The following is a 22,772-nucleotide window of genomic DNA, read 5'->3' as shown; positions in this document are numbered from 1 at the left end:
CATCGCCCGTCGCCCCCCTCACAAATCTGAAATGTCCATCCCCGGCGCCGAAAGGTGCACGGCGCAGCCCCTGTCGGGACGATACACCAGTCTCGTCACTCAGGGACATAGCACCTCTACGCTCCGTAACGACCAGCGCATATGCGAGTACCCACCGCTTCCGGAAGGTTGCGGACGGTACTCGAAGCGGGTTTCCGGCCTGTTGCGCGCGGCGCACACGGCACCCGAGGGAAGCTCAGCCCGCGAGCGTCACGCGCGTGCCGCGCCCGTCGTAAGGATCACGTTGCGAAGGGGCTCACGGTTCACGTAACGAGTGAGCTGGTCGACCAGCAACCGCTTGGCGCGCGGCAGGAACGCCGACGTCGGTCCGCCCACGTGCGGGCTGATCAGTACGCCCGGCGCACGCCACAGGGGATGCTCCCGGGGCAGCGGCTCGGGGTCGGTGACGTCCAGGGCCGCGGTGATGCGCCCGGTCTCCAGCTCCGCCAGCAGCGCCTTCGTGTCCACGACGCCCCCACGTGCGACGTTGACCAGCAGCGCGCCGTCCTTCATGCGAGCGAGGAAGTCGGCGTCGACCATGTGCCGGGTGGCCGCCGTGAGGGGCGTGGAGAGGATGACGACGTCCGCTTCCGGAAGCAGGGCGGACAGTTCGGTGAGCGGAAGCACGGGTCCGCGCGCCGTGGTGCGCTCAGAGCGCGCGACGCGCGCCACCCGCGCGAGTTCAAAGGGTGCGAGCCGGTCCTCGATGGCGGCGCCGATCGAGCCGTATCCCACGATGAGGACGTTCTTGTCCGCGAGCGCGGGCCGGAAACCGCTGAGCCACTCCCCTCTGTCCTGGGCCCGCACGAAGTCGGGGACGCCGCGCAGCGAGGCGAGGACCAGCGTGAGCGTGAGCTCGGCGGTGCTCGCCTCGTGCACCCCGCGCGCGTTGCACAGCCGCACGCCCGGGCGCAGGTGCTTCAGGCCCGACTCCACGTGATCGATGCCGGCGGAGAGCGTCTGCACGACCTCCACGGAGCTCATCTCCGGCAGGGGACGCTGTCCGATTCCCGGCGGCTTCATGTAGGGGACGACGTAGAAGGCGCACTCGGCCGGGTCGGCGGGGAAGGTCTCCTCGCCGTTCCAGAAGCGGTAGTGCGGGCCCTGCGGGAGGCCCTCGATCTCTTCCGGCGGGATGGGGAGCCACACGTCAGCAGTCATGCCTTGGAGGCTATGTCAGGCGAACAGGAGTGCAGAGGTTAGGTTGGGGTGCCGAAAGAGGGAGGGTTACGGCCAGGTGGAGCGCAGGACGATCGGCGCGGCGGCGCTCGCGGTGGGAGCCGTCGGACTCGGGTGCATGCCGATGAGCTGGGCCTACAGCTCGTCGCGGCAGCGGGGCGAGGAGTCGCTCAGGGCGGTGCACCGGGCGCTCGATCTGGGCTCGACACTGCTGGACACGGCCGACATGTACGGCCCGTTCACCAATGAGCTGCTGTTGGGGCGGGTGTTGAAGGAGCGCCGGCGGGACGCGTTCGTGTCGACCAAGGTCGGCCTGCTCGTGGGCGAACAGCACATCGTGGCCAACGGCCGTCCCGGCTATGTGAAGCGTGCCTGCGACGCCTCTCTGCGCCGCCTGCAGACGGACGTCATCGACCTCTACCAACTGCATCGCGCGGACCCCGAAATACCGGTCGAGGAGACCTGGGGCGCGATGGCGGAGCTCGTTCGGGCCGGAAAGGTACGGGCGTTGGGACTGTGCGCGGTGGGCGCGCGGGGTGGCCGCCGCTCGGGAACCCGTCTGCACGACACGACGATCCGCCAGCTGCAGCGGGTGCAGCAGGTCTTCCCGGTGAGCGCCGTACAGGCGGAGCTGTCGGTCTGGTCACCGGAGGCACTGGAGACGCTGCTGCCGTGGTGCGAGGCCCGCGGCATCGGCTTCCTGGCCGCGATGCCACTGGGCAACGGCTTCCTCAGCGGCAGACTGACCCCGGGCGAGGGCTTCGAACCCGACGACGTCCGCGCCCGCCACCCGCGCTTCACCGCGGAGATGATGGCGGCCAACCAGCCGATAGTCGCCGGCCTGCGCCGCATCGCGTCCCGCCACGGGGAGGGCGTCACCCCGGCGCAGGTGGCACTGGCGTGGGTACTGGCTCAGGGGCGACACGTGGTCACCGTGCCGGGGGCGAAGCAGGAGCGCTGGGTGAGCGAGAACGCGGCGGCCGGGGAGTTGCGGCTGACGGAGACGGATCTGGCGGAGGTGGCGGAGTTGCCGGGGGCGTTGGGGTCGTGGGACTGACGGTGCAAAGGTCCTGAGCCGAAAATCGCCGGGCTCGGGGCCGGGATCGGCCGGAGACCGAGATCGGCAGGGGGCCGGGGGACTTGCGGGCCGCCGCGCCCTCCCGCCGGCCCGCGCGCCCTGCTGCGGCGCCGTCCCGTCGCGAAGTCTCGGCCGCCGGGCCCTGCCCCGCCGACCGCGGCGCTTGGGCTCCACCGCAGGTCACAGGCGCCGACTGCCGACCAAACACGGACGGGACGCCCGCACGGAGGTGGTTCGAGGTTCATGGATCGGGAACCTGTGAGGCGCGAGCGGTGTAAGAAAAGTAGAAGCCGCCGCGTCGAAGGGACCTTGATCGTGCAACGTCGAGTTGTGACGGCCGTGATGGCCGCGGCCGCGCTCCTGCTGACGGCCGGTTGTTCCTCCGACGACGGGGGATCTCCGGGCGAGGACGGAGCCGCGGCACCGAGTAGTACGGCCGCGGGGTCGTCGCCCTCCGGTCGGGCCGCCGAGGAGACCCCGCCGGCGAAGGGCTCCGTCAAGGTGGTGCGCACGGTCGCCGGGGGCCTGAACACCCCCTGGGGTCTGGCCCCGCTCCCCGACGGCGACCTGCTCGTCTCCTCCCGCGACGAGGCCACGATCACGCGGGTCGACGCGAAGACGGGCAAGAAGACCGAGCTGGGCGAGGTGCCGGGGGTGTCCCCGGCGGGTGAGGGCGGCCTCATGGGCCTGGCGCTGTCGCCGGACTACGCCTCGGACCACATGATCTACGCGTACTTCACCTCGGCCTCGGACAACCGCATCGTCCGCGTGCTGTACGACGAGCAGCGGCCCACCGGCGAGCAGCTCGGCGCACCCGACACGATCTTCAGAGGCATCCCCAAGGGCTTCATCCACAACGGCGGCCGGATCGCCTTCGGCCCCGACAAGATGCTGTACGCAGGCACGGGCGAGAGCGGTGACACGGGCCTGTCCCAGGACAAGGAGTCCTTGGGCGGCAAGATCCTGCGCATGACACCGGAGGGTGAACCGGCTCCGGGCAACCCCGTCACCGACTCCCCCGTGTACTCGTACGGCCACCGCAATGTCCAGGGCCTGGCCTGGGACGCCAAACAGCGCCTGTTCGCCGCGGAGTTCGGCCAGGACACCTGGGACGAGCTCAACGCGATCAAGCCGGGCGACAACTACGGATGGCCAGAAGTCGAGGGCAAGTCCGACAACGCCAAGTACCGCAGCCCACTCGCCCAGTGGGGCACCGACGACGCCTCCCCCAGTGGCGTCGCCTACGCCGAGGGCTCCGTCTGGATGGCCGGCCTGAAGGGCCAGCGTCTGTGGCGCGTCCCCCTCGACGGGACCGAGGCATCGGCTGACCCGCAAGCCTTCCTGGAGGGTGAGTACGGCCGGCTGCGGACGGTTGTATCGGCTGGCGGCGACAAGCTGTGGGTGACGACGAGCAACACGGACGGGCGGGGCAGCCCGAAGGACGGGGACGACCGGATCCTGGAGGTGCAGGTGACCTGAGCGGCCGCCTTCACCCCTCCCCGTCGCGCCTCCCGTCACCTCCGTGCTCGTCCTCCTCGGCCGACGGTTCGGGGGGCCGTACGACGACCTTCCCGGACGCGAGATCTATCGGTCCGCGGCCGGGGTCGTTGTCCCCGACGTCCTCGCGGGTCAGTTCCAGGCGGTTCTGTTCGTCGGTGGTGTGCTTGCGGCCGGGCGCGAAAAGTTCCTCGAACGCGTTGAACACGGAACCTCCCTGGGCCGACGTCCCTTACAGCGTAAACCTCGGGCTCAGGTCCCGGACGGGAGCGTTTCGGCCGCGAACATCCCCGTCCGATGCGCCACGGCCGCAGCCTCGCCCCGCCCGGAGACGCCGAGCTTGCCCAGGATGTTCGACACGTGGACGCTGGCCGTCTTCGGGGAGATGAAGAGTTCCTCCGCGATCTGGCGGTTGGTGCGGCCTGCGGAGACCAGGCGCAGGACGTCTCGTTCGCGGGTGGTGAGGCCGAGGGAGTCGGCCGGGTCGGTCGGGGGCGGGGCCGTGGTGAGGGCGAGGCGGGCTCGCTGGGCCAGGTGCGTCGTGGCGTCGACGAGCGGGCGCGCTTCCAGGTGGATGGCGGCGGCGCGGGTCAGGCGGAGCAGTTCCGTGGCGCGGGCGCGCTCGTCGTCGCCGCCGATCGCGAGCAGCGCCTCGGCCAGGCGGTGGCGGACCTGGGCGAGGTCGTAGGGGCGTTCCAGGGCCTCGAAGGCGGTGACCACGTCCGACCAGGTGTCGGGGGTGGCCCGGTTCTCGGCGCGGTCGAGTTCGGCCCGGGTCCACTTCTCGTAGGCGAGCCACAGGGGTGCGCCCGTGGTGAGCTTGCGGACGGCGTCGCAGAGCCGTTCCAGGAAGGCGGTGCGGCCCTCCTGTGCGGCGGGCAGTGCCCGGGCGCGGGCGTCCGACTCGGCGATGGCGGCGGCCAGCAGCAGGGGCCAGACGTAGCGCTGGGTGCCCGGCGGGAAGCCGGCGTCCAGGACCCGGTCGGCTTCCGCGCGGGCGTCGAGGAGGCGGCCCTCGGCGGCGGCTATGCCGAGGGCGAGGCAGGACATGCGCAGGTCGTTCTGCGGCATGGGGTCGTGGGTGCCGTAGGAGGCGCGGCTGGTGGCCAGATGGCGGGCGGCAGCGGCGGTGTCGCCGCGGGCGAGCGCGAGGTGGGCGAGGCTGTTGGAACCACCGCCGAGCGGTTTGGCGGACTGTCCCGTGCGCTGGGCGTTCACCGCGGCAGCGCCGGCCTCGTCCCAACGGCCCAAAGAAATCAGCGACTTGGCGAGGTTCGCCCAGACCCAGGCCTCGGAGTCGCGCAGGCCCCACTGCTGGGTGAGACGCAAGCCCTCGCGCAGGATGCCGACGGCGTCCTCGGAGCGGCCGATGCCTTCCAGGACGGAGGGCAGGTTCACATGGCTGCGGCCCACCACGGAGGTCAGGCCGCGGGCCAGCACCTCGTCCCTGACCTCGTACATCTGGGCCAGTCCGGACTCGATGTGCCCTGCGTCGACCATGAGGTTGCCGAGTGTGAGTCGCGCGTTCAGTTCGATGTCCTCGGCGCCGACCATGCGTGCGTACTCGACGGCGCGTTCGGCGGCCGACATGGCGTCGGGGCCGGGGGCGCGGAGCATCGACCAGTTGGCGGCGGCGGCCAGCACCTCGGCGTGCACCTCGGACGGGGGCAGGCCGCGCACCAGTTGCTGGGCGGTGCCGAGTTCCTTCCAGCCGTCGCCGCGGGCCAGGGACTGCACCAGCCGGGAGCGCTGGACCCAGAACCAGGCGGCGCGCAGCGGATCGCCCTCGTCCTCCAGCAGGTGCAGGGCGCGCTTGGTGATCTTCAGCGCGCGTTCGCGCTCCCCGCAGAGCCGTCCGGCGACGGCGGCCTCGGCCATCAGGTCGAGGTAGCGCAGGGGTGTGGTGTCGGGGTCGCAGCCGCAGGGCGGGTAGACCTCGGTGTAGTCGACGGGGCGCAGGGTGGCCCGGATGGCCTCGGGGGCGGAGTCCCACAGCTCCATCGCGCGTTCCAGCAGCCGCAGTTGCTCGGAGTGGGCGTGCCGGCGGCGGGCGGTGACGGAGGCGTCCAGGACGGCGGGCAGGGCCTTGGCCGGGTCGTGGGCGTGGTACCAGTAGCTGGCCAGCCGCATCACGCGCTCGCCGGCCGGGACGAGCGTCGGGTCGGTCTCCAGGGCTTCGGCGTAGCGGCGGTTGAGGCGGGAGCGCTCGCCGGGCAGCAGGTCGTCACCGACGGCTTCGCGGACCAGGGAGTGCCGGAAGCGGTAGCCGTCGCCGCCGGGCGCGGCGATGAGGATGTTGGCGTTGACGGCGGCCCGCAGCGCCTCGATGAGGTCGTCCTCGGCGAGCTGGGCGACGGCGGCGAGCAGCCGGTACTCGACGGTGGAGCCGCCTTCGGCGACGATCCGGGCGACCCGCTGGGCGCTTTCCGGCAGGCCCTCGACCCGGACGAGGAGCAGGTCGCGCAGGGAGTCGGTGAGGCCGGCGCAGCTGCCCTCGTGGGCGGCGACGGCGAGTTCCTCGACGAAGAAGGCGTTGCCGTCGGAGCGTTCGAAGATCTCGTCGACCTGGGCCGGGTCGGGTTCGGTGGCGAGGATGCCGGCGATCTGGCGGCCGACCTCGGCGCGATTGAAGCGGCCGAGTTCGATGCGGCGGACCGTGCGCAGCCGGTCGAGTTCGGCGAGGAGCGGACGCAGCGGGTGGCGGCGGTGGATGTCGTCGGAGCGGTAGGTGGCGAGGACGACGAGGCGGCCGGTGCGCAGCGTGCGGAAGAGATAGGCGAGGAGGTGGCGGGTGGAGGCGTCGGCCCAGTGCAGGTCCTCCAGGGCGACGACGACCGTGCGGCCGGCGGCGACGCGCTCCAGCAGGCGGGCGGTGAGCTCGAAGAGCCGCGCCATGCCCTCCTCGTCGGAACGGTCCGCGCCGCGGGTCGGGGCTGTCTCGCCCAACTCGGGCAGCAGCCGGGCCAGTTCCTCCTCCTGGCCGGCGGCCGCGGCGGCCAGCTCGCCGGGCAGTTCGCGGCGCAGGGCGCGCAGCGCGGTGGAGAACGGGGCGAAGGGCAGCCCGTCGGCCCCGATCTCGACGCAGCCGCCGAGCGCGACGACGGCGGCGCCCTCGCCCGCGGCGTCGGCGAACTCCTCGACGAGGCGGGTCTTGCCGACCCCTGCCTCGCCGCCGATCACCAACGCCTGCGGTTCGCCCGCGGCGGCTCGGGCGAGGGCGTCGTTCAGAGTCTCCAACTCGGCTGCGCGACCGACGAACACGGGACTGACGGACCGGCTCTCCACGGGTCCGAGCATCGCACGCGCTGCTGCGAGTCCGGCATCGGTTTTCCGGGGACCGGCGCCCCCGGAGAACCCCTGCGGCCCGGTATGGGCCTCGCCCTCAGGTGCCGGACGGGCTGAGACGGCCGCGACCGGCGCCGGGAGGCGACCTTCGGCCCCCGGAACCGCCGCTTTCACGCGGCACGCGGATGCCGGAGCCTACGGAGGCGGGACGTATGCGACTCCGCCTCCGCCGCACCCTTGGTGGAGCGCTTCGCGGCGCGGCGCCCGCGGATGACCTCGCGGACCATGCGCTCGTGCTCGGCCTCGCGGATCATGTCGGCGGAGCGGATGTGGTGGAGCTCGTACTCGAACATGGCAGCACCCTCGTTTTCCCTGGTGAGACGCGATTTCCGACATCGCTTTGTGCGATGGGTCAACCTTCGTCTGCCAGGCGGGTCCGCCACATCGGGAGAGTTCCGCATCTTCGGCGGCCGAGGGGCCTTAGACGCGCATGAGGGGCCTCAGGGCGCCGTCTAAGGTACTTATGGCTGTCCTGAGGCCCCTCGGGACCTGCGGTGATTCAGGTGGTTCAGCTTGCCGAGGGCAGGCCGAGCAGGGCGTCGGTGTACTTGAGCACCGCCAGCAGCAGACCGATGACGCCGAGCGCGACACCGCCCCAGGCGACCGACTTGATCCACGGGGCCTGCGGCTTGCCGGGCGCCCCGAACGCGGGGCGGGCGAGCACGACGACGCCGACGATCAGCGCGGCCAGTGCGAACACGCCGGCCCACAGGGCGGAGGTCTGCCAGGCGTCGCCGTAGACCTCCTGGATCTGCTGGGAGACGCTCGCGTTCGAGGCGGTCTCCAGCTGGCCCACGAGGGTCTCGCGCGCGGCGGCGACCGTACCGATCCAGCCACCGGTCAGGGAGACGAGGCCGAGCGCCGCGGAGACGACCGCGGCCGCGCCCTGGCCGACAGCGGAGGGGCTCGCTTCCGTGGCCTGAGCGGTCACCTCGTCCTCGGCCTCGATGTCGTCGTTCTCCTCGACCTCGTCGGAGACGGTGGCGTCAGTGGCATCGCTCGTCTTGACGACGTCCACCTTCTCCTCGTCGGTCTTCGCCTCAGTGCCTCGGTCGGCGCCGGTCTCGTCCACTGTCTTCGTTCCCATGCCTCGCACCGTACGGACGCTGTATGAGAGGTCTCTTAATGATCGTCGAGGCCTCTTACTGATCATTGCGGACGGCACGCGTGCGTGCCTCACGCCACTCGGGGGCCAGGATCGACCACACCTCGAGGTCGTGCCGCACCCCACGATAGGGGTAGCTCTCCCTGCGCACGCCGTCGCGGGTCATGCCGAGGCGGCGCGCCACGTTCAGGCTGGGCGTGTTCCCGGCGGAGGCGATCCACTCGACGCGGTGGATGCCGCGCTGCTCGACGGCGAAGTCGATGAGTACGCGCATCGCGCGCGTGACGAGCCCCCGCCCGGTGCCGGCGGGCTCCAGCCAGCAGCCGACCTCGCAGTTGGCGTTCTCTGCGTCGAAGTTGAGGAAGAGCACCCCGCCGACCAGCTTGCCCTCAAGCCACAGGCCGTGCAGGGATCCGGTGTCGGCGGCGCGCATGTCGGCGTACCGCTGGAGCACCGCGCGCGCGGCGTCCACGTCCGTGGCCTTCGAGCCGAAGGGGACGTACTCGTTGATGAACTCCCGCCCGCGCTCCAGATGGGCCAGGAACTCCTCGGCGTGCCACGGCTCCAGAGGCCGCAACTCGGCTCCGTCGTCACCCAGCGATATCGCGTACATCGCCCCGCTGCTCCTTCTCCAGTTCCGCCACGACGTCGGTGAGCCTCTCATGGGCGGCGCGGGACTCGGGCGGTTCGATGCTGATGCGGGGCATGCGCTTGTCGAGCCAGCGGGGCAGCCACCAGTTGGCGCCGCCGAGCATGTGCATCAGGGCGGGGACGAGGAGGGTGCGCAGGACGAAGGCGTCGAGGGCGACGGCGGCCGCGAGGGCGATGCCGAACATGGCGATCACGCGGTCGCCGCTGAGGACGAAGGCGAGGAAGACCGAGATCATGATGACCGCGGCGGAGTTGATCACCCGGCCGGTCTCGGCCAGGCCGATCCGCACGGCCCGCCGGTTGTCACCGGTCTCCAGCCACTCCTCGTACATCCGGCTGACCAGGAAGACCTGGTAGTCCATGGAGAGGCCGAACAGCACCGACACCATGATCACGGGGAGGAAGGGCTCGATCGGCCCGGCGCGGCCCAGCCCCAGCAGCTCGCTCCCCCAGCCCCACTGGAAGATCGCGACGACGACACCGAAGGCGGCGGCGACCGCGGCGACGTTCATCGCGGCGGCCTTCAGCGGGATGCCGACCGACCGGAAGGCGAGCAGGAGCAGCAGACAGCCCAGGCCGATGACGACGCCGACGAACAGCGGCAGCTTGCCGACGATCACGTCGGCGAAGTCGTCGTAGCCCGCCGTCATGCCGCCGACGTGCACATCGAGCGAGGTGCCCGTCTCGGCGCGTGGCAGGACCTCGGAGCGCAGCCGGTCGACGAGGTCGCTGGTCTGCTGCGACTGCGGGGCGGACTCCGGTACGACGGTGAGGTAGGCGGTGTTTCCGCCGCTGTTGTACGTCACCGGGGTCACCGCCGCGATGCCCTCGGTGGTGCGCAGGGTGGCGTCGAGGTTGTCCAGGGCGAGCTTGTCGTCGCCGCCGTCGACCTGGGTGACGAGGGTGAGCGGGCCGTTCACGCCGGGGCCGAAGCCGTCGGCGAGGAGGTCGTAGGCCTGGCGGGTGGTGGCGGACTGAGGGTTGTTGCCCTGGTCGGAGGTGCCCAGGCGCAGGCCCAGGGTGGGCAGCGCGAGGACCGTGATGAGGGCCAGGGCGATCGCGCCGAGCGCCTTGGGGTGGCGCTCCACGAACGCCGACCAGCGAGCGGCGAAGCCGGTCGGCAGCTCGGGCTGAGGTCCGTGCTCCGCCAGCCGGCGCCGCTCGCGACGGCTCAGGGCGCGCATGCCGATGAAGGACAGCAGGGCGGGCAGCAGGGTCACGGAGGCGGCGACCGTCAGGACCACGGTCAGCGAGGCGGCTATCGCGACGCCGTTGAGGAAGCTCAGCTGCAGGATCAGCATGCCGAGCAGGGCGATGCACACGGTGGCACCCGCGAACACGACGGCCCGTCCGGTGGTCGCGACGGCGCTCGTGATCGACTCGGCGACGGGCAGCCCGCGTTTCAGCCCGCGCCGGTGCCGGGTGACGATGAACAGCGCGTAGTCGATGCCGACGCCGAGCCCGATCAGCATGCCCAGCATGGGCGCGAAGTCGGCGACGGTCATGGCGTGCCCGAGCAGCGCGATCCCGGCGTACGCGGTGCCGACGCTCACCAGCGCGGTGGCGATGGGCAGCAGCGAGGCGGCGAGCGACCCGAAGGCGAGGAAGAGCACGACGGCCGCGACGGCCACCCCGACGACCTCGGCGATGTGCCCGCCCGGCGACTCGGTGAGCCCGACTGCGCTGCCGCCCAGCTCCACCTGGAGCCCTTCGGTCTCGGCGTCCTTGGCCGCGCTCACGACGGCCTGTGCGTCGCCCTCGTCGAGGCTCTCGGCTCCGGCTTCGAAGGTGACGGTGGCGTACGCCGTGTGCCTGTCCTCGCTGATCTGCGCGGCGCCCTGCTTGTCGTACGGGCTGCTCACGGCCGCCACTCCGGGCAGTTCCGCGATCTCGTCAAGGGTGCGCGTCATGGTCTGCTCGACGTCGGCGGCGCGCACGGTGCCGGCGGTGGTGTGCCAGACGACGGTGCCGCTGTCGCCGCCGAGGCCGGGGAAGCCGTCTTCCAGCAGCTGGGTGGCGCGGCCCGATTCGGTGCCGGGGACCTGGTAGTCGTTCGAGTACGCGGAGCCGGTCACGGCGGCGGCCGCACTCACCCCGCCGAAAGCAAGCAGCCAGAGCAGTACGGCGACGAGGCGGCGCTGGACACACCAGCGTGCGAGGGCTGCCACGAACGTGCTCCCGGGGCTTTTATGGATCTTTGACCGGGAACAGTCGTTCATACGAAGTGAACAGCCCGCAAAGAACGCGTGAGCGATGTGAAGCAAACTCTCGCAGGCGAAAATGATCGTTTGCCTCGTTCGTGCGTTTATTCACACGATTGGGAGGAAGATCACAGGACAGTAACGGTCACTCCGTCGCTCATGAGTGGCGCCCTTCACATCAGTCGAACTGATCCCCCAGGGCCATCACCATTACCCCGGTGACGAGCAGCCACAGCGCCCGCCGGGTGCGCCCCCGCGAACCGAGGAACGCGGCAAGTGCGCAGAAGGCGGCGCCGAAGGCGTAGGCGGCCGGGACGAGGGCCGGGGCGCTGCTCGTGGCGCGGAGCATCGAGGCGGCCAGGCCGGCAAGGGCGAGCAGCGCCCCGGTCCCGGCCGCCGTCCAGCGGGCCCGCCGCGCCACCTGCGCCGGATCCTCGACGTCCTCGAACTCTTCGACGTCCTCCAGGTCTTCGACGTCCTCCAAGTCCTTGCCGTCGTCCAGGCCCTCGGGCTTCTCGGTCCGGTCCTCCCCCGTCTCGGATATCTCGGAATCACCGCGTCCACTCATGGCGGGCGAGCGTAGCGGGTCGCGCTGGGAAACCGGATGCCGGGCCGTACCTGCCACTGCTAGTTTCCGGAGGTCAGCCATGCCGCGGCACACCGCCGCCGACCTGAGCAGGTGCATTGTTTGAGCGTCCGGCCGAGCTCCTCCGTATCCCTTTCCGCCTTCCCGGACTCAAGGAGCCCGTTCACCGATGCCGGACATCACCCCGAGGACCTCGAATGAGGACCTCACCAAGCGGCTGACCCACCCCCGCTACCCGCGCAGCAACAGCTACGACCCCCACTGGGTCGTGGAGAACCAGATGGGCCCGAACGCACTCTGGCTGCTGGAGTGGCTGGCCCCGGCCCTCGGCCTGGACGCCCTGCGCCCCGGCGCGCGCGTCCTCGACCTGGGCTGCGGACGGGCGATGACCTCCGTCTTCCTGGCCAGGGAGTACGACGCCCAGGTCACCGCGGCCGACCTGTGGATCAAGCCCGACGACAACGCCCAGCGCATCGCCGAGGCCGGTTTCGCCGACCGCGTGCTGCCCGTGCACGCCGAGGCGCACGACCTGCCGTTCGCCGAGGGCAGCTTCGACGCGATCGTGAGCGTCGACGCGTACCAGTACTTCGGCACCGACGACCTCTATCTACCCACCCTGACGCGGCTGTTGAAGCCCGGCGGGCGGATCGGAGTCGTCGTGCCCGCGCTGCGGGAGGAGCCGGAGGGGCTCGAGCCGCCGCAGCATCTCGAGCCGTGGTGGGAGCCGGGCTACTGGTGCTTCCACTCCGCCGACTGGTGGCGACGCCAGTGGACCCGCAGCGGCGCCGTCGAGGTCGAGGCCGCCGACCGGCAGCCGGACGGCTGGCGGGACTGGCTGCTGTGGTGCGACGTGATCGCCGAGGAGAGCCCGGATGAGTGGCATCGCACCATGGCCCGCCGGGTCGGCGAGATGCTGCGCCATGACGAGGGCCGCGCGCTGGGCTTCGTACGGCTCGTAGGACGCCGTAAGCCGTAGCCCGAGCAAGGCGACGGCCCCGGAGGACTTGCCTCCGGGGCCGTACGCGCTTCGGCTCAGCCCTCGCTGACGCCCAGCTGCTGAAGGATCAGCTCCTTGACGCGGGCCGCGTCGGCCTGGCCTCGGGTGGCCTTCATGACCGCACCGACCAGGGCGCCGGCCGCGGCCACCTTGCCGCCGCGGATCTTGTCCGCGATGGCCGGGTTGCCGGCGATGGCCTCCTCGACGGCGGTGGTGAGCGCGCCCTCGTCCGAGACGACCTTCAGACCGCGCTTGTCAACGACCTCGTCCGGGGTGCCCTCGCCCGCGAGAACGCCCTCGATGACCTGGCGGGCCAGCTTGTCGTTCAGGTCGCCCTTCGAGACCAGCTCGGTGACGCGGGCCACCTGCGCCGGCGTGATGGCCAGCTCGTCGAGCGACTTGCCCGACTCGTTGGCGCTGCGGGCGAGTTCGCCCATCCACCACTTGCGGGCGGAGGCCGCGTCGGCGCCGGCGTCGATCGTGGCGACGATCGGGTCCAGCGCGCCCGCGTTGAGGATCGCCTGCATCTCGACGGCCGAGATGCCCCACTCCGCGAGGAGTCGGGTGCGGCGGACCAGCGGCAGCTCCGGGAGGCCCGCCCGGATCTCCTCGACCCACTCGCGCGAGGGGGCCACCGGCACCAGGTCCGGCTCGGGGAAGTACCGGTAGTCCTCGGCCTCTTCCTTCACGCGGCCCGAGGTCGTCGACCCGGTGTCCTCGTGGAAGTGCCTGGTCTCCTGGATGATCGTCCCGCCACCGCTCAGCACGGCGGCGTGCCGCTGGATCTCGTAGCGGGCCGCGCGCTCCACGGACCGCAGCGAGTTGACGTTCTTCGTCTCGGAACGCGTGCCGAACTTCTCGGTGCCGTTCGGGCGCAGCGAGAGGTTCACGTCGCAGCGCATCTGGCCCATCTCCATACGGGCCTCGGAGACGCCGAGCGCCTTGATGAGCTCGCGCAGCTCACGGACGTACGCCTTCGCCACCTCAGGGGCACGCTCGCCCGCACCGACGATCGGCTTGGTGACGATCTCGATGAGCGGGATGCCGGCGCGGTTGTAGTCGAGGAGCGAGTGCGAGGCGCCGTGGATTCGGCCCGTGGCACCGCCGACGTGCGTCGACTTGCCGGTGTCCTCCTCCATGTGGGCGCGCTCGATGTCCACGCGGAACGTCTCGCCGTCCTCCAGTTGGACGTCGAGGTAGCCGTTGAAGGCGATCGGCTCGTCGTACTGGGAGGTCTGGAAGTTCTTCGGCATGTCCGGATAGAAGTAGTTCTTCCGGGCGAAGCGGCACCACTCGGCGATCTCGCAGTTCAGCGCGAGACCGATCTTGATCGCCGACTCCACGCCGATCGCGTTGACGACCGGGAGCGCGCCGGGCATGCCGAGGCAGGTGGGGCAGGTCTGCGTGTTGGCGTCCTGACCGAGTTCGGTCGAACAGCCGCAGAACATCTTGGTCTTGGTGCCGAGTTCGACATGGACCTCAAGGCCCATGACGGGGTCGTACGACGCCAGCGCGTCCTCGTACGACACCAGGTCGGTCGTGGTGGTCACGGTGAAACTTCCCTCTCAGCCCAGCAGGACGTCGTCGTCGCCCAGCCGCTTCAGCTCGCGGTAGAGGATGGCGAGGCCGGTGACGATGGCGGCGGCGGACACGGTGGCGTCGATCAGGACCAGTGTGTCCTTCTCGGCGCGGGCCGTCTTGAGCCGCTTTGCGACGCCGAACGCGCCGAACGCGGTGGCGGCCATGGACAGGTACGTACCGGACTTGGACTTCTTGAAGCCCTTGGCCTTGGTCAGTGCACTCACAGCGACGGAGCCTCCTCGATCAGCGGGTGCCCCCACCTTTCCACGAAGGCGGCCTCGACAGCAGCGCCGACCTTGTAGAGCCGGTCGTCCTTCATCGCCGGAGCGATGATCTGCAGGCCGACCGGGAGGTTGTCCTCCGGAGCGAGACCGCAGGGCAGCGACATGGCCGCGTTGCCCGCCAGGTTGGTCGGGATGGTGCACAGGTCGGCGAGGTACATCGCCATCGGGTCGTCGGCACGCTCGCCGATCGCGAAGGCGGTGGTCGGCGTCGTCGGGGAGACGATCACGTCGACCTGCTCGAAGGCCTTCTCGAAGTCGCGGGTGATGAGCGTGCGGACCTTCTGGGCGCTGCCGTAGTACGCGTCGTAGTACCCGCTCGACAGGGCGTACGTGCCGAGCATGATGCGGCGCTTCACCTCGGGGCCGAAGCCCGCCTCACGGGTGATCGACGTGACCGCCTCGGCGGAGTTCGTACCGTCGTCGCCGGTCCGCAGGCCGTAGCGCAGGCCGTCGAAGCGGGCGAGGTTGGAGGAGCACTCGGAGGGCGCGATCAGGTAGTACGCCGAGAGCGCCAGGTCGAAGGACGGGCAGTCCAGCTCGACGATCTGCGCGCCCAGCTCCTTGAGCAGCTCGACGGACTCGTCGAAGCGCTGGATGACGCCGGCCTGGTAGCCCTCGCCGCGGAACTGCTTGACGACGCCGACGCGCATGCCCTCGACACTGCCGTTGCGGGCGGCCTCGACGACCGGCGGGACCGGCGCGTCGATCGAGGTGGAGTCCATCGGGTCGTGCCCGGCGATGACCTCGTGCAGCAGGGCCGCGTCCAGGACCGTACGGGCGCAGGGGCCGCCCTGGTCGAGGGAGCTGGAGAAGGCGACCATGCCGTAGCGGGACACCGCGCCGTACGTCGGCTTCACGCCGACCGTGCCGGTGACGGAGGCCGGCTGGCGGATGGAGCCGCCGGTGTCGGTGCCGATGGCGAGCGGCGCCTGGAAGGAGGCGAGCGCGGCGGACGAGCCGCCACCCGATCCACCGGGGATCTTGGTGAGGTCCCAGGGGTTGCCGGTCGGGCCGTAGGCGCTGTTCTCGGTGGAGGACCCCATGGCGAACTCGTCCATGTTGGTCTTGCCGAGGATGACGACGTCGGCGGCCTTGAGCCGCTTGGTGAGCGTCGCGTCGTACGGCGGGATCCAGCCCTCGAGGATCTTCGAACCGACGGTCGTCGGAATGCCCTCGGTGGTGAAGATGTCCTTCAGCGCGAGCGGGACGCCGGCCAGCGGGCCGAGCTTCTCGCCCTTGGCCCGCTTCTCGTCGACGGCACGGGCCTGGGCGAGGGCGCCCTCGCGGTCGACGTGCAGGAAGGCGTGCACCTTCTCGTCGACGGCCTCGATGCGGGCCAGGTGGGCCTCGGTGACCTCGACCGCGGTGAGTTCGCCGGAGGCGATCTTCGCGGCGGTCTCGGCGGCCGTGAGCTTGATGATGTCCGTCATGGCGATTAGTCCTCCCCCAGGATCTGCGGCACCTTGAAACGCTGCTGCTCCTGGGCCGGGGCGCCGGAGAGCGCCTGCTCGGGGGTGAGCGACGGACGGACCTCGTCCGCTCGCATGACGTTCGTCAGCGGGAGCGGGTGCGAGGTCGGCGGTACGTCTTGGTCGGCGACCTCACTGACGCGGGCGACCGCGCCGATGATGTCGTCCAGCTGTCCCGCGAAGTGCTCGAGCTCTTCGGGCTTCAGCTCCAGACGCGCCAGCCGGGCGAGGTGGGCGACCTCCTCGCGCGTGATGCCAGGCATGCAGCGATCCTCTGGGGTGAGTGTGTGTGGTTTGGCCCAATCCTATGGGTCGGGGACCTGTGCCTGTGAAACGGTTTCCCCGGCCCTCGCCCGCCAGCGCCGGCGGCCGTCCCAGGCCTCGCTCCTCATGAAGTGGTTGTCGTACAGCTCCTGCACCTCCAGCAGGCTCTCCGGGGTGGCCTCACCGAGGGCGACGCGCTGGAGGTGGCGGAAGTACTCGAAGCGCTCGACGCCGGGTGTGATGACGATCAGGAGGTCGGCGTCGGCGCCCGGCACGGCGGCGAAGGCGTGCGGCTTGCCGGGCGGTACGACGACGAGGTCGCCGGGGCCGGCGGTGACGACGTCGTCGCCGGAGAGGATCTCGGCGGCACCGTCGAGCAGGAAGAACATCTCGGCGGAGTTGTCGTGCCAGTGCGGTTCGGCGCCGTCGGCGCCGCCCTGGAGTGTCACGCGCTGGGTGGACAGCGCGCCGCCCGTCCGGCTGCTGTCGGCCAGCAGACGCACGGTGGTGGGCGCGCGGCCGACGACCTCCGCCTCGGCCTCGCGGACGATCACGGACTCGTCGAACTTCGGAACGAACAGCGACATGTCGAACCCCCGGTGACGGTCTTGACGTGCTCGGACGAGGTCAGACGAGGAAGAGCAGGGCGGCGGTGATCAGGACGACGACCGCCGTGGCGAAGTGGATCCCGAACGCGACGGCTTTCGTTCCGCCGTGCCGCAGCACTATCAGTGTGTCGCAGAGCGGCACGATCGCCACGGCGAGCATGAACCAGGCCTCGGCGCGGGCGCCCACGAAGAACAGCAGCGCCAGGCCCAGCAGGCCGAAGGTGCCGTCCCTCAGGCCCTTGATCGAGAGATAGGCGCCGGCGTCGCCTTCCGGCCGGGCGGGCACGCCGTAACCGGTGGCGGCGGAGGCGGGCTGGAACAGGAACCGGTACCCGAGGAACAGGCAGAACAGGTTGAGCACGACGGCCAGGGTGTAGGCGGTCACGGTCATGTCTTCACTCCTCGCTAGCGATGCTAGGGACAAGAGCGAAGCTAGCAGAGCATCGACAGTTGCGCTAGCGCTGCTAGAATTCCTGGCATGTCGATCCAGACGCGCAGGGAGCGCGAACGAGCGGAGCGCGAGCGGTTGATCGTCACGGCCGCGCGGGAACTCGCGGAGGCCGAGGGCTGGGACGCGGTGACGACCCGCCGACTGGCGGCGGAGATCGAGTACAGCCAGCCGGTCCTCTACAGCCACTTCAAGGGCAAGGACGCGATCATGGCCGCGGTCGCGGTGCAGGGCTGCGCGGACCTGGCGGACGAACTGCACGCGGCCCGTACGGCGGCGAAGGGCACCAGCGCGGCGCTGACGGCGGTGGGCGAGACGTACACGGCCTTCGGCCGACGCCGACCGGCGCTCTACGACGCCATGTTCACGTACCGGGTGGACCTGCCGTTCGCCACGGACGAGGCGCCGGAGCCACTTAAACGGGCCTTCGGGGAGATCGCGGCGGTGGTGGAGCCGATCGCAGGGGCGGGCGAGGACCTGGGGGTGCTGACGGAGACGTACTGGGCGGGGCTGCACGGTCTGGTGACCCTGATGCGCAGCGGGCGGCTACCGGAGAGGGATCATGAGCAGAGGTTGGCGCTGCTGATCGGACACTTCACGGCAGGAGCGAGTCGCTGAACCGATTCGGTGGCAGCTTGCGGCTGGACAACGCCCTGAGGGGCGCGGGGAACCGCGCGACCGGCCACGACGGCGCCGCAGCCGCCGCACCACCCCTCGCGGCACTCACCGGAGACCTACTCGGCGGCCGGCAGCGCCGCACGCGGCCGCTGCCACCCGCGCGACCCTCGCGCCAGCAGCCATGCCGTGGTCTCCTCGGGTGGCATCGCCGCGGCGACCAGCCATCCCTGTACGGCGTCGCAGCCCAGATCCCGCAGGCGTTCCCAGGTCTCGTCGTCCTCGACGCCCTCGGCGACCACGAGCAGGCCCAGCGAGTGCGCGAGGTCCACGGTGCAGCGCACGATCTCCGCGTCCTCGGTGTCCACCGCGAGCCGGGCCACGAACGAGCGGTCGATCTTCAGTTCGCTCACGGGCAGCCGTCTGAGGTGCACGAGGGACGAGTACCCGGTGCCGAAGTCGTCCAGGGACATCTTCACGCCGTGCCCGGTCAGCCCGGCGAGCGTGTCCGCGGCCCGCTGCGGGTCCTCCAGCAGGACGTGTTCCGTTATCTCCAGTTGGAGCGCTCCCGCCGGGACACCGTGCCGGGCGAGCCGCGCGGCGACGGAGCCGGCGAATCCGGGGGTGTGGACGTCACGCGGCGAGACGTTCACGGCGACGGGCACGAAAAGCCCCTGGGACCGCCACCGGGCCACCTGCCCGAGCGCCGTCTCCAGCACGTACTCCGTCAGATGCGGCATCAGCCCGGACGACTCGGCGATCGCTATGAACTCGTCCGGCGGCACCTTCCCGCGCTCGGGATGCACCCAGCGGACCAAGGCCTCCAGGCCGGCGACCTGTCCGTCGAAGCGGACCTTCGGCTGGTAGTGCAGCTCGACCTCGTGCGCGTCGAGCGCCCGGCGCAGATCTCCCAGCAGGCCCAGCCGGTCCGGGGTGTTGGAGTCCCGCTTCGACTCGTAGACCTCCACGCCGGTGCGGTCCCGCTTCGCCTGGTACATCGCCACGTCCGCGCGTCGCAGCAGACCCTCGGCGTCGAGCGCGTGGTCGGGGAAGACCGCGACACCGGCGCTGGCCTCCAGGACCAGGGTGAGGCCGTCGAGGTCGAGCGGGGAGCTGAGGGCGGCGACGAGGCTGCGGGCCACCCGGGTCGCGGACGTCGTGGAGTCGGCGACCGGCAGTAAGACGGCGAACTCGTCACCACCGAGCCGCGCGGCCTCCGCTCCGCGCGGCAGGGCGAGCCGCAGCCGGTCGGCTATCTGCAACAGCAACCGGTCACCGGCGAGATGACCGAGCGTGTCGTTGACCGACCGGAAACGGTCGAGGTCGATCAGCATCAGGGCGGACCGGGCACCGATGCGCTCGGCGTCGTCGAGCGCGGTCCAGATGCGCTCCAGCAGCCACTGCCGGTTGGGCAGCCCGGTCAGCGGGTCGCGCAGCTGCTCCTCCGCCCGGGCCCGAGCGATCCACAGGGTGGAGTCGAGGGCGACGAGCGGGATGGAGAACAGCGGCAGCAGCAGGGGCTTGGCGGTGGCGACCACGCACACCAGCGGGGCGATGCCGAGCAGCGCGACCGCGACCAGCCCCTGTCTGACCAGGGCGGTGCGGGCGACGGTGGGCAGGCCGCCGCGCGGGGCGTGCAGGTACCAGAGCAGGACCCGGGTGACCGCGAGATAGGCGGCGGCGACGAGCACCACGCCGGGGGCGGTGTAGAGCGTCCAGGTGTCGGGGTTCCAGGGGTTCTCGACGGTCGGCACCCGGCCGAAGGCGGCCAGCACGAGGGCTCCGGCGGCGATGCCGAGGATGTCCACCGCGCCGTGCAGCACACCCTGCAGCCAGCGCCCCCGCCGGGCGATGCCGACCAGAACGACGACGGTGAGGCTGACCATGCCGGCCGGCACCCAGCCGTACAGCATCAGCACGGCGAGGGTGAGGGCGGCGCCGGATCCGGTGCCGCCCCACCAGCGGGCGCGACCGAGGGCCACCAGGTGGCCGACGATGATGCCGGTCAGCACGGCCAGGGACCAGCCGACGGTGCCGGACGGGAAGAGGGCGTGGTCGCCGGAGAACGCCCGGTAGAACCCGGCGCCGAGAACGAACCCGGCCGCAGCGACGACCGCCGCGGGCAGCGCGGGCCAGGACAGGTGCCGTTCGTGATCGGAACCGGGCAGCCCGTCGGCGCGCTCGGTGCCGAACGGCACGGTGGTGCGGTCCTCCGTCATGACCTTCCGCCCGGCGGCGCTCCCCGCAGCTCTTTCCGCCCGCGAACGCTCCGCGGTCCGTGCCGCCCACCCCCGCCACGCGCCGGCCATCCGGCGCAGCCGTGAGTCGGGGGCGGCGCTCTCGGTCGGTTCCATTCCCGTCCCTCTCACAGCCGGCGGTGCCCACGCCACGCGGCCCGATGCCCGACAACAACCTTCAACGGCACCGCGTTGGAAAACCCTTCCCCTCGCCCTTCAAGGCTCTGCAGAGCCAAGGGGATGCCCCGACCGCAGCTGGGCACGGCAGGCGCACACCTCAACAGTAGGCTGCAGAAGGCTTCCACGGGCAGCGGTCGTCGACGGTTGCCCGAATGCGCCCCAGCCACCCGTATGCATCTGATATGCGCCGATCGGGGAGCCTTCAACCGCTACTCCTCTGCGGGTAGCGCAACTTCGGCCGCCGCGTCGGGCCCCCGTTCCAGGAGGACGTTGAAGCCGTCCTCGTTCAGAACTGGCACCTTGACCTGCATTGCCTTGTCGTACTTAGACCCAGGGTTGTCACCTACGACAACAAAAGATGTCTTCTTCGAAACGGAACCGGTCACCTTCGCTCCGCGAGTTTGCAGCGCCTCCTTGGCGCCATCGCGCGTGAAGTGCTCCAGAGTGCCGGTGACGACGACAGTAAGCCCTTCCAGCGGACGCGGTCCCTCGTCCTCCCCGGAGCCCTCCTCCTCGGTGCGTACGCCGGCCGCCTTCCACTTGCGCAGGATCTCCTGGTGCCACTCCTCGGCGAACCACTCCTTCAGCGAGGCGGCGATGATCGGGCCGACGCCGTCGGTGTTCGCCAACTCCTCCTCGCCGGCCTGCTCGATACGTTCGATGGAGCGGAACTCGCGGGCCAGCGCCTCGGCGGCGACCGGTCCGACGTGACGGATCGACAGGCCGGTGAGGATGCGGGCGAGCGGACGCGCCTTCGCGGCGGCGATGTTCTCCAGCATCGCGACCGCGTTCTTCTTGGGCTCGCCCTGCTGGTTGGCGAAGATCGTGACGATCTTCTCCTCGCCGGTCTTCGGGTCGCGCTTGGGCAGACCGCTGTCCTGGTCCAGGACGTACGCCTTGATGGGCAGCAACTGCTCGACGGTCAGGTCGAACAGGTCGCCCTCGTCCAGCAGCGGCGGCTCGGACGGCTCCAGCGGCTTGGTGAGCGCGGCGGCGGCGACATAGCCGAAATGCTCGATGTCCAGCGCCTTGCGGCCCGCGAGATAGAACAGGCGCTCACGCAACTGGGCCGGACAGGTGCGGGCGTTCGGGCAGCGCAGGTCGACGTCGCCCTCCTTCATCGGCCTGAGCGCCGTACCGCACTCCGGGCACTCGGACGGCATCACGAACTCGCGCTCGCTGCCGTCGCGCAGGTCCACCACGGGCCCGAGGATCTCCGGGATCACGTCACCGGCCTTGCGCAGCACCACCGTGTCACCGATGAGGACGCCCTTCGCCTTGACGACGTCCTGGTTGTGCAGGGTGGCGAACTCGACCTCCGAGCCCGCGACCGTGACCGGCTCGACCTGGGCGTACGGCGTCACCCGGCCCGTACGGCCCACGCCCACACGGATGTTGATGAGCTTGGTGTTGACCTCCTCCGGCGCGTACTTGTACGCGATCGCCCAGCGCGGCGCGCGCGAGGTCGAACCGAGGCGGCCCTGGAGCGGGATCTCGTCGAGCTTGACGACGACGCCGTCGATCTCGTGCTCCACGGAGTGGCGGTTCTCGCCGTAGTACGCGATGAACTCCCGGACGCCGTCGAGACCCTCGACCACCCTGGCGTGCGTGGAGGTGGGCAGACCCCAGCTCTTGAGCAGGTCATAGGCCTCGGAGAGGCGGGTCAGGCCCTCGTACCCCTCCAGGGCGCCGATGCCGTGGACCACCATGTGCAGCGGAAGCGTCGCCGTGACCTTCGGGTCCTTCTGCCGCAGCGAACCGGAGGCGGAGTTGCGCGGGTTGGCGTACGGCTTCTCACCGGCCTTCACACGCCGGGCGTTGAGGTCCGCGAAGGCCTCCATCGGGAAGTAGACCTCGCCGCGGATCTCGACGAGACGCGGCACACGATCGCCCGTCAGCCGATGCGGGATCTCTGCGATCGTCATGACGTTGGGCGTGATGTCCTCGCCGATCCGTCCGGTGCCACGGGTGGCGGCCCGGGTGAGCCGGCCGTCCTCGTACGTCAGGTTCACCGCGAGCCCGTCGACCTTGAGCTCGCACAGCAGGTGGTAGTCGGGACCGCCGACGTCCCTGGCCACTCTCTCCGCCCAGGCCGCGAGGCCCGCGTCGTCGAAGACGTTGTCCAGGGAGAGCATGCGCTCGCGGTGCTCGACCTCGGCGAGGTCGGTCTCGTACTCGACGGCGACCTTCTGGGTCGGCGAGTCCGGTGTGCGCAGCTCCGGATACTCGTCCTCCAGTGCTTCGAGCGAGCGCAGGAGCTCGTCGAACTCCGCGTCGCTGATGACCGGAGCGTCCTTCACGTAGTACCGGAAGCGGTGCTCCTCGATCTGCTCAGCGAGCTTCGCGTGCTTCTCCCGTGCCTCCGCGGGCACCGTCGTCTCCGCTTGCTTGTCGCCGGCCACCGTATG

At 70.8% G+C, this 22,772-nt stretch carries 20 protein-coding genes; 4 read left to right on the top strand and 16 right to left on the bottom strand.

Translation table 11 applies throughout. From position 1 onward, the window contains the following. Positions 1-249 precede the first annotated feature (249 nt). Positions 250-1,200: a 2-hydroxyacid dehydrogenase gene (locus AB5J55_RS29755; protein WP_369273576.1), complete on the bottom strand. Its 951-nt coding sequence runs from the start codon at positions 1,198-1,200 to the stop codon at positions 250-252. Between the two features lie 76 nt (positions 1,201-1,276). Here AB5J55_RS29755 and AB5J55_RS29750 point away from each other — a divergent pair, with 76 nt between their 5' ends. Together AB5J55_RS29750 and AB5J55_RS29745 are read left to right on the top strand one after the other, a co-directional pair. Beyond that, on the top strand, positions 1,277-2,275 hold the full coding sequence (locus AB5J55_RS29750) for an aldo/keto reductase (protein ID WP_369273575.1): 999 nt from the start codon (positions 1,277-1,279) through the stop codon (positions 2,273-2,275). A gap of 363 nt (positions 2,276-2,638) precedes the next feature. Next, positions 2,639-3,775: a sorbosone dehydrogenase family protein gene (locus tag AB5J55_RS29745; protein ID WP_369276338.1), complete on the top strand. Its 1,137-nt coding sequence runs from the start codon at positions 2,639-2,641 to the stop codon at positions 3,773-3,775. Positions 3,776-3,785: 10 nt separating this feature from the next. Here AB5J55_RS29745 and AB5J55_RS29740 read toward each other — a convergent pair whose 3' ends face one another. The 7 genes from AB5J55_RS29740 to AB5J55_RS29710 all read right to left on the bottom strand — a co-directional run bounded on the left by AB5J55_RS29740 (position 3,786) and on the right by AB5J55_RS29710 (position 11,663). Further along, positions 3,786-4,001, bottom strand: coding sequence for a DUF6191 domain-containing protein (locus AB5J55_RS29740; protein ID WP_369273574.1), 216 nt, complete (start codon positions 3,999-4,001; stop codon positions 3,786-3,788). 44 nt (positions 4,002-4,045) lie between these two features. Then, positions 4,046-7,090 (bottom strand): AAA family ATPase, encoded by a 3,045-nt coding sequence (locus AB5J55_RS29735; protein ID WP_369273573.1) that lies wholly within the window; start codon positions 7,088-7,090, stop codon positions 4,046-4,048. Positions 7,091-7,248: 158 nt separating this feature from the next. Continuing rightward, a complete protein-coding gene (locus tag AB5J55_RS29730) occupies positions 7,249-7,431 on the bottom strand; it encodes a hypothetical protein (protein ID WP_369273572.1) in 183 nt (60 codons plus the stop codon). Positions 7,432-7,646: 215 nt separating this feature from the next. After that, positions 7,647-8,225, bottom strand: a complete 579-nt coding sequence (locus tag AB5J55_RS29725) for a hypothetical protein (protein WP_369273571.1) — start codon at positions 8,223-8,225, stop codon at positions 7,647-7,649. 55 nt (positions 8,226-8,280) lie between these two features. Then, positions 8,281-8,856, bottom strand: a complete 576-nt coding sequence (locus AB5J55_RS29720) for a GNAT family N-acetyltransferase (protein ID WP_369273570.1) — start codon at positions 8,854-8,856, stop codon at positions 8,281-8,283. Then, positions 8,834-11,062: an MMPL family transporter gene (locus AB5J55_RS29715; protein WP_369273569.1), complete on the bottom strand. Its 2,229-nt coding sequence runs from the start codon at positions 11,060-11,062 to the stop codon at positions 8,834-8,836. Before AB5J55_RS29715 ends, AB5J55_RS29720 begins: the two co-directional genes overlap by 23 nt. 211 nt (positions 11,063-11,273) lie before the next feature. After that, positions 11,274-11,663, bottom strand: a complete 390-nt coding sequence (locus AB5J55_RS29710) for a hypothetical protein (protein WP_369273568.1) — start codon at positions 11,661-11,663, stop codon at positions 11,274-11,276. A gap of 187 nt (positions 11,664-11,850) precedes the next feature. On the opposite strand from AB5J55_RS29710, the gene AB5J55_RS29705 reads away from it, so the two are divergent. Further along, positions 11,851-12,657 (top strand): cyclopropane-fatty-acyl-phospholipid synthase family protein, encoded by an 807-nt coding sequence (locus AB5J55_RS29705; RefSeq protein WP_369273567.1) that lies wholly within the window; start codon positions 11,851-11,853, stop codon positions 12,655-12,657. Between the two features lie 56 nt (positions 12,658-12,713). Here the strand turns inward: AB5J55_RS29705 and gatB are convergent, their stop codons facing one another. From gatB to AB5J55_RS29675, 6 genes are read right to left on the bottom strand one after another with little or no spacing between them, the layout of a single operon-like run. After that, the gene (gene gatB / locus AB5J55_RS29700; RefSeq protein WP_369273566.1) at positions 12,714-14,228 is read right to left on the bottom strand and encodes an Asp-tRNA(Asn)/Glu-tRNA(Gln) amidotransferase subunit GatB; all 1,515 of its coding nucleotides are present in this window, start codon (positions 14,226-14,228) and stop codon (positions 12,714-12,716) included. Between the two features lie 15 nt (positions 14,229-14,243). After that, on the bottom strand, positions 14,244-14,483 hold the full coding sequence (locus tag AB5J55_RS29695) for a hypothetical protein (protein WP_328423132.1): 240 nt from the start codon (positions 14,481-14,483) through the stop codon (positions 14,244-14,246). After that, the gene (gene gatA / locus AB5J55_RS29690) at positions 14,480-15,973 is read right to left on the bottom strand and encodes an Asp-tRNA(Asn)/Glu-tRNA(Gln) amidotransferase subunit GatA (protein ID WP_369273565.1); all 1,494 of its coding nucleotides are present in this window, start codon (positions 15,971-15,973) and stop codon (positions 14,480-14,482) included. Before gatA ends, AB5J55_RS29695 begins: the two co-directional genes overlap by 4 nt. A gap of 5 nt (positions 15,974-15,978) precedes the next feature. Next, a complete protein-coding gene (gatC, locus tag AB5J55_RS29685; protein WP_007384860.1) occupies positions 15,979-16,275 on the bottom strand; it encodes an Asp-tRNA(Asn)/Glu-tRNA(Gln) amidotransferase subunit GatC in 297 nt (98 codons plus the stop codon). A 42-nt stretch (positions 16,276-16,317) separates the two neighbouring features. Then, a complete protein-coding gene (locus AB5J55_RS29680; protein WP_369273564.1) occupies positions 16,318-16,863 on the bottom strand; it encodes a cupin domain-containing protein in 546 nt (181 codons plus the stop codon). Positions 16,864-16,903: 40 nt separating this feature from the next. Further along, entirely contained in the window at positions 16,904-17,275 is a 372-nt protein-coding gene (locus tag AB5J55_RS29675) for a DUF4267 domain-containing protein (RefSeq protein ID WP_369273563.1), read from the bottom strand. A gap of 87 nt (positions 17,276-17,362) precedes the next feature. On the opposite strand from AB5J55_RS29675, the gene AB5J55_RS29670 reads away from it, so the two are divergent. Next, positions 17,363-17,950: a TetR/AcrR family transcriptional regulator gene (locus AB5J55_RS29670; protein ID WP_369273562.1), complete on the top strand. Its 588-nt coding sequence runs from the start codon at positions 17,363-17,365 to the stop codon at positions 17,948-17,950. 116 nt (positions 17,951-18,066) lie between these two features. On the opposite strand, the gene AB5J55_RS29665 is transcribed toward AB5J55_RS29670, so the two are convergent. Then, the gene (locus AB5J55_RS29665; protein ID WP_369273561.1) at positions 18,067-20,301 is read right to left on the bottom strand and encodes a putative bifunctional diguanylate cyclase/phosphodiesterase; all 2,235 of its coding nucleotides are present in this window, start codon (positions 20,299-20,301) and stop codon (positions 18,067-18,069) included. Between the two features lie 272 nt (positions 20,302-20,573). Next, positions 20,574-22,766, bottom strand: a complete 2,193-nt coding sequence (ligA, locus tag AB5J55_RS29660) for an NAD-dependent DNA ligase LigA (RefSeq protein ID WP_369273560.1) — start codon at positions 22,764-22,766, stop codon at positions 20,574-20,576. Positions 22,767-22,772: the final 6 nt, after the last annotated feature.

The sequence above is a fragment of the Streptomyces sp. R11 genome (assembly GCF_041051905.1).
Taxonomy (GTDB): Bacteria; Actinomycetota; Actinomycetes; order Streptomycetales; family Streptomycetaceae; genus Streptomyces.
Note: the sequence above shows the minus strand (reverse complement) of the source record. Positions and strands in the feature narration are given on the sequence as shown.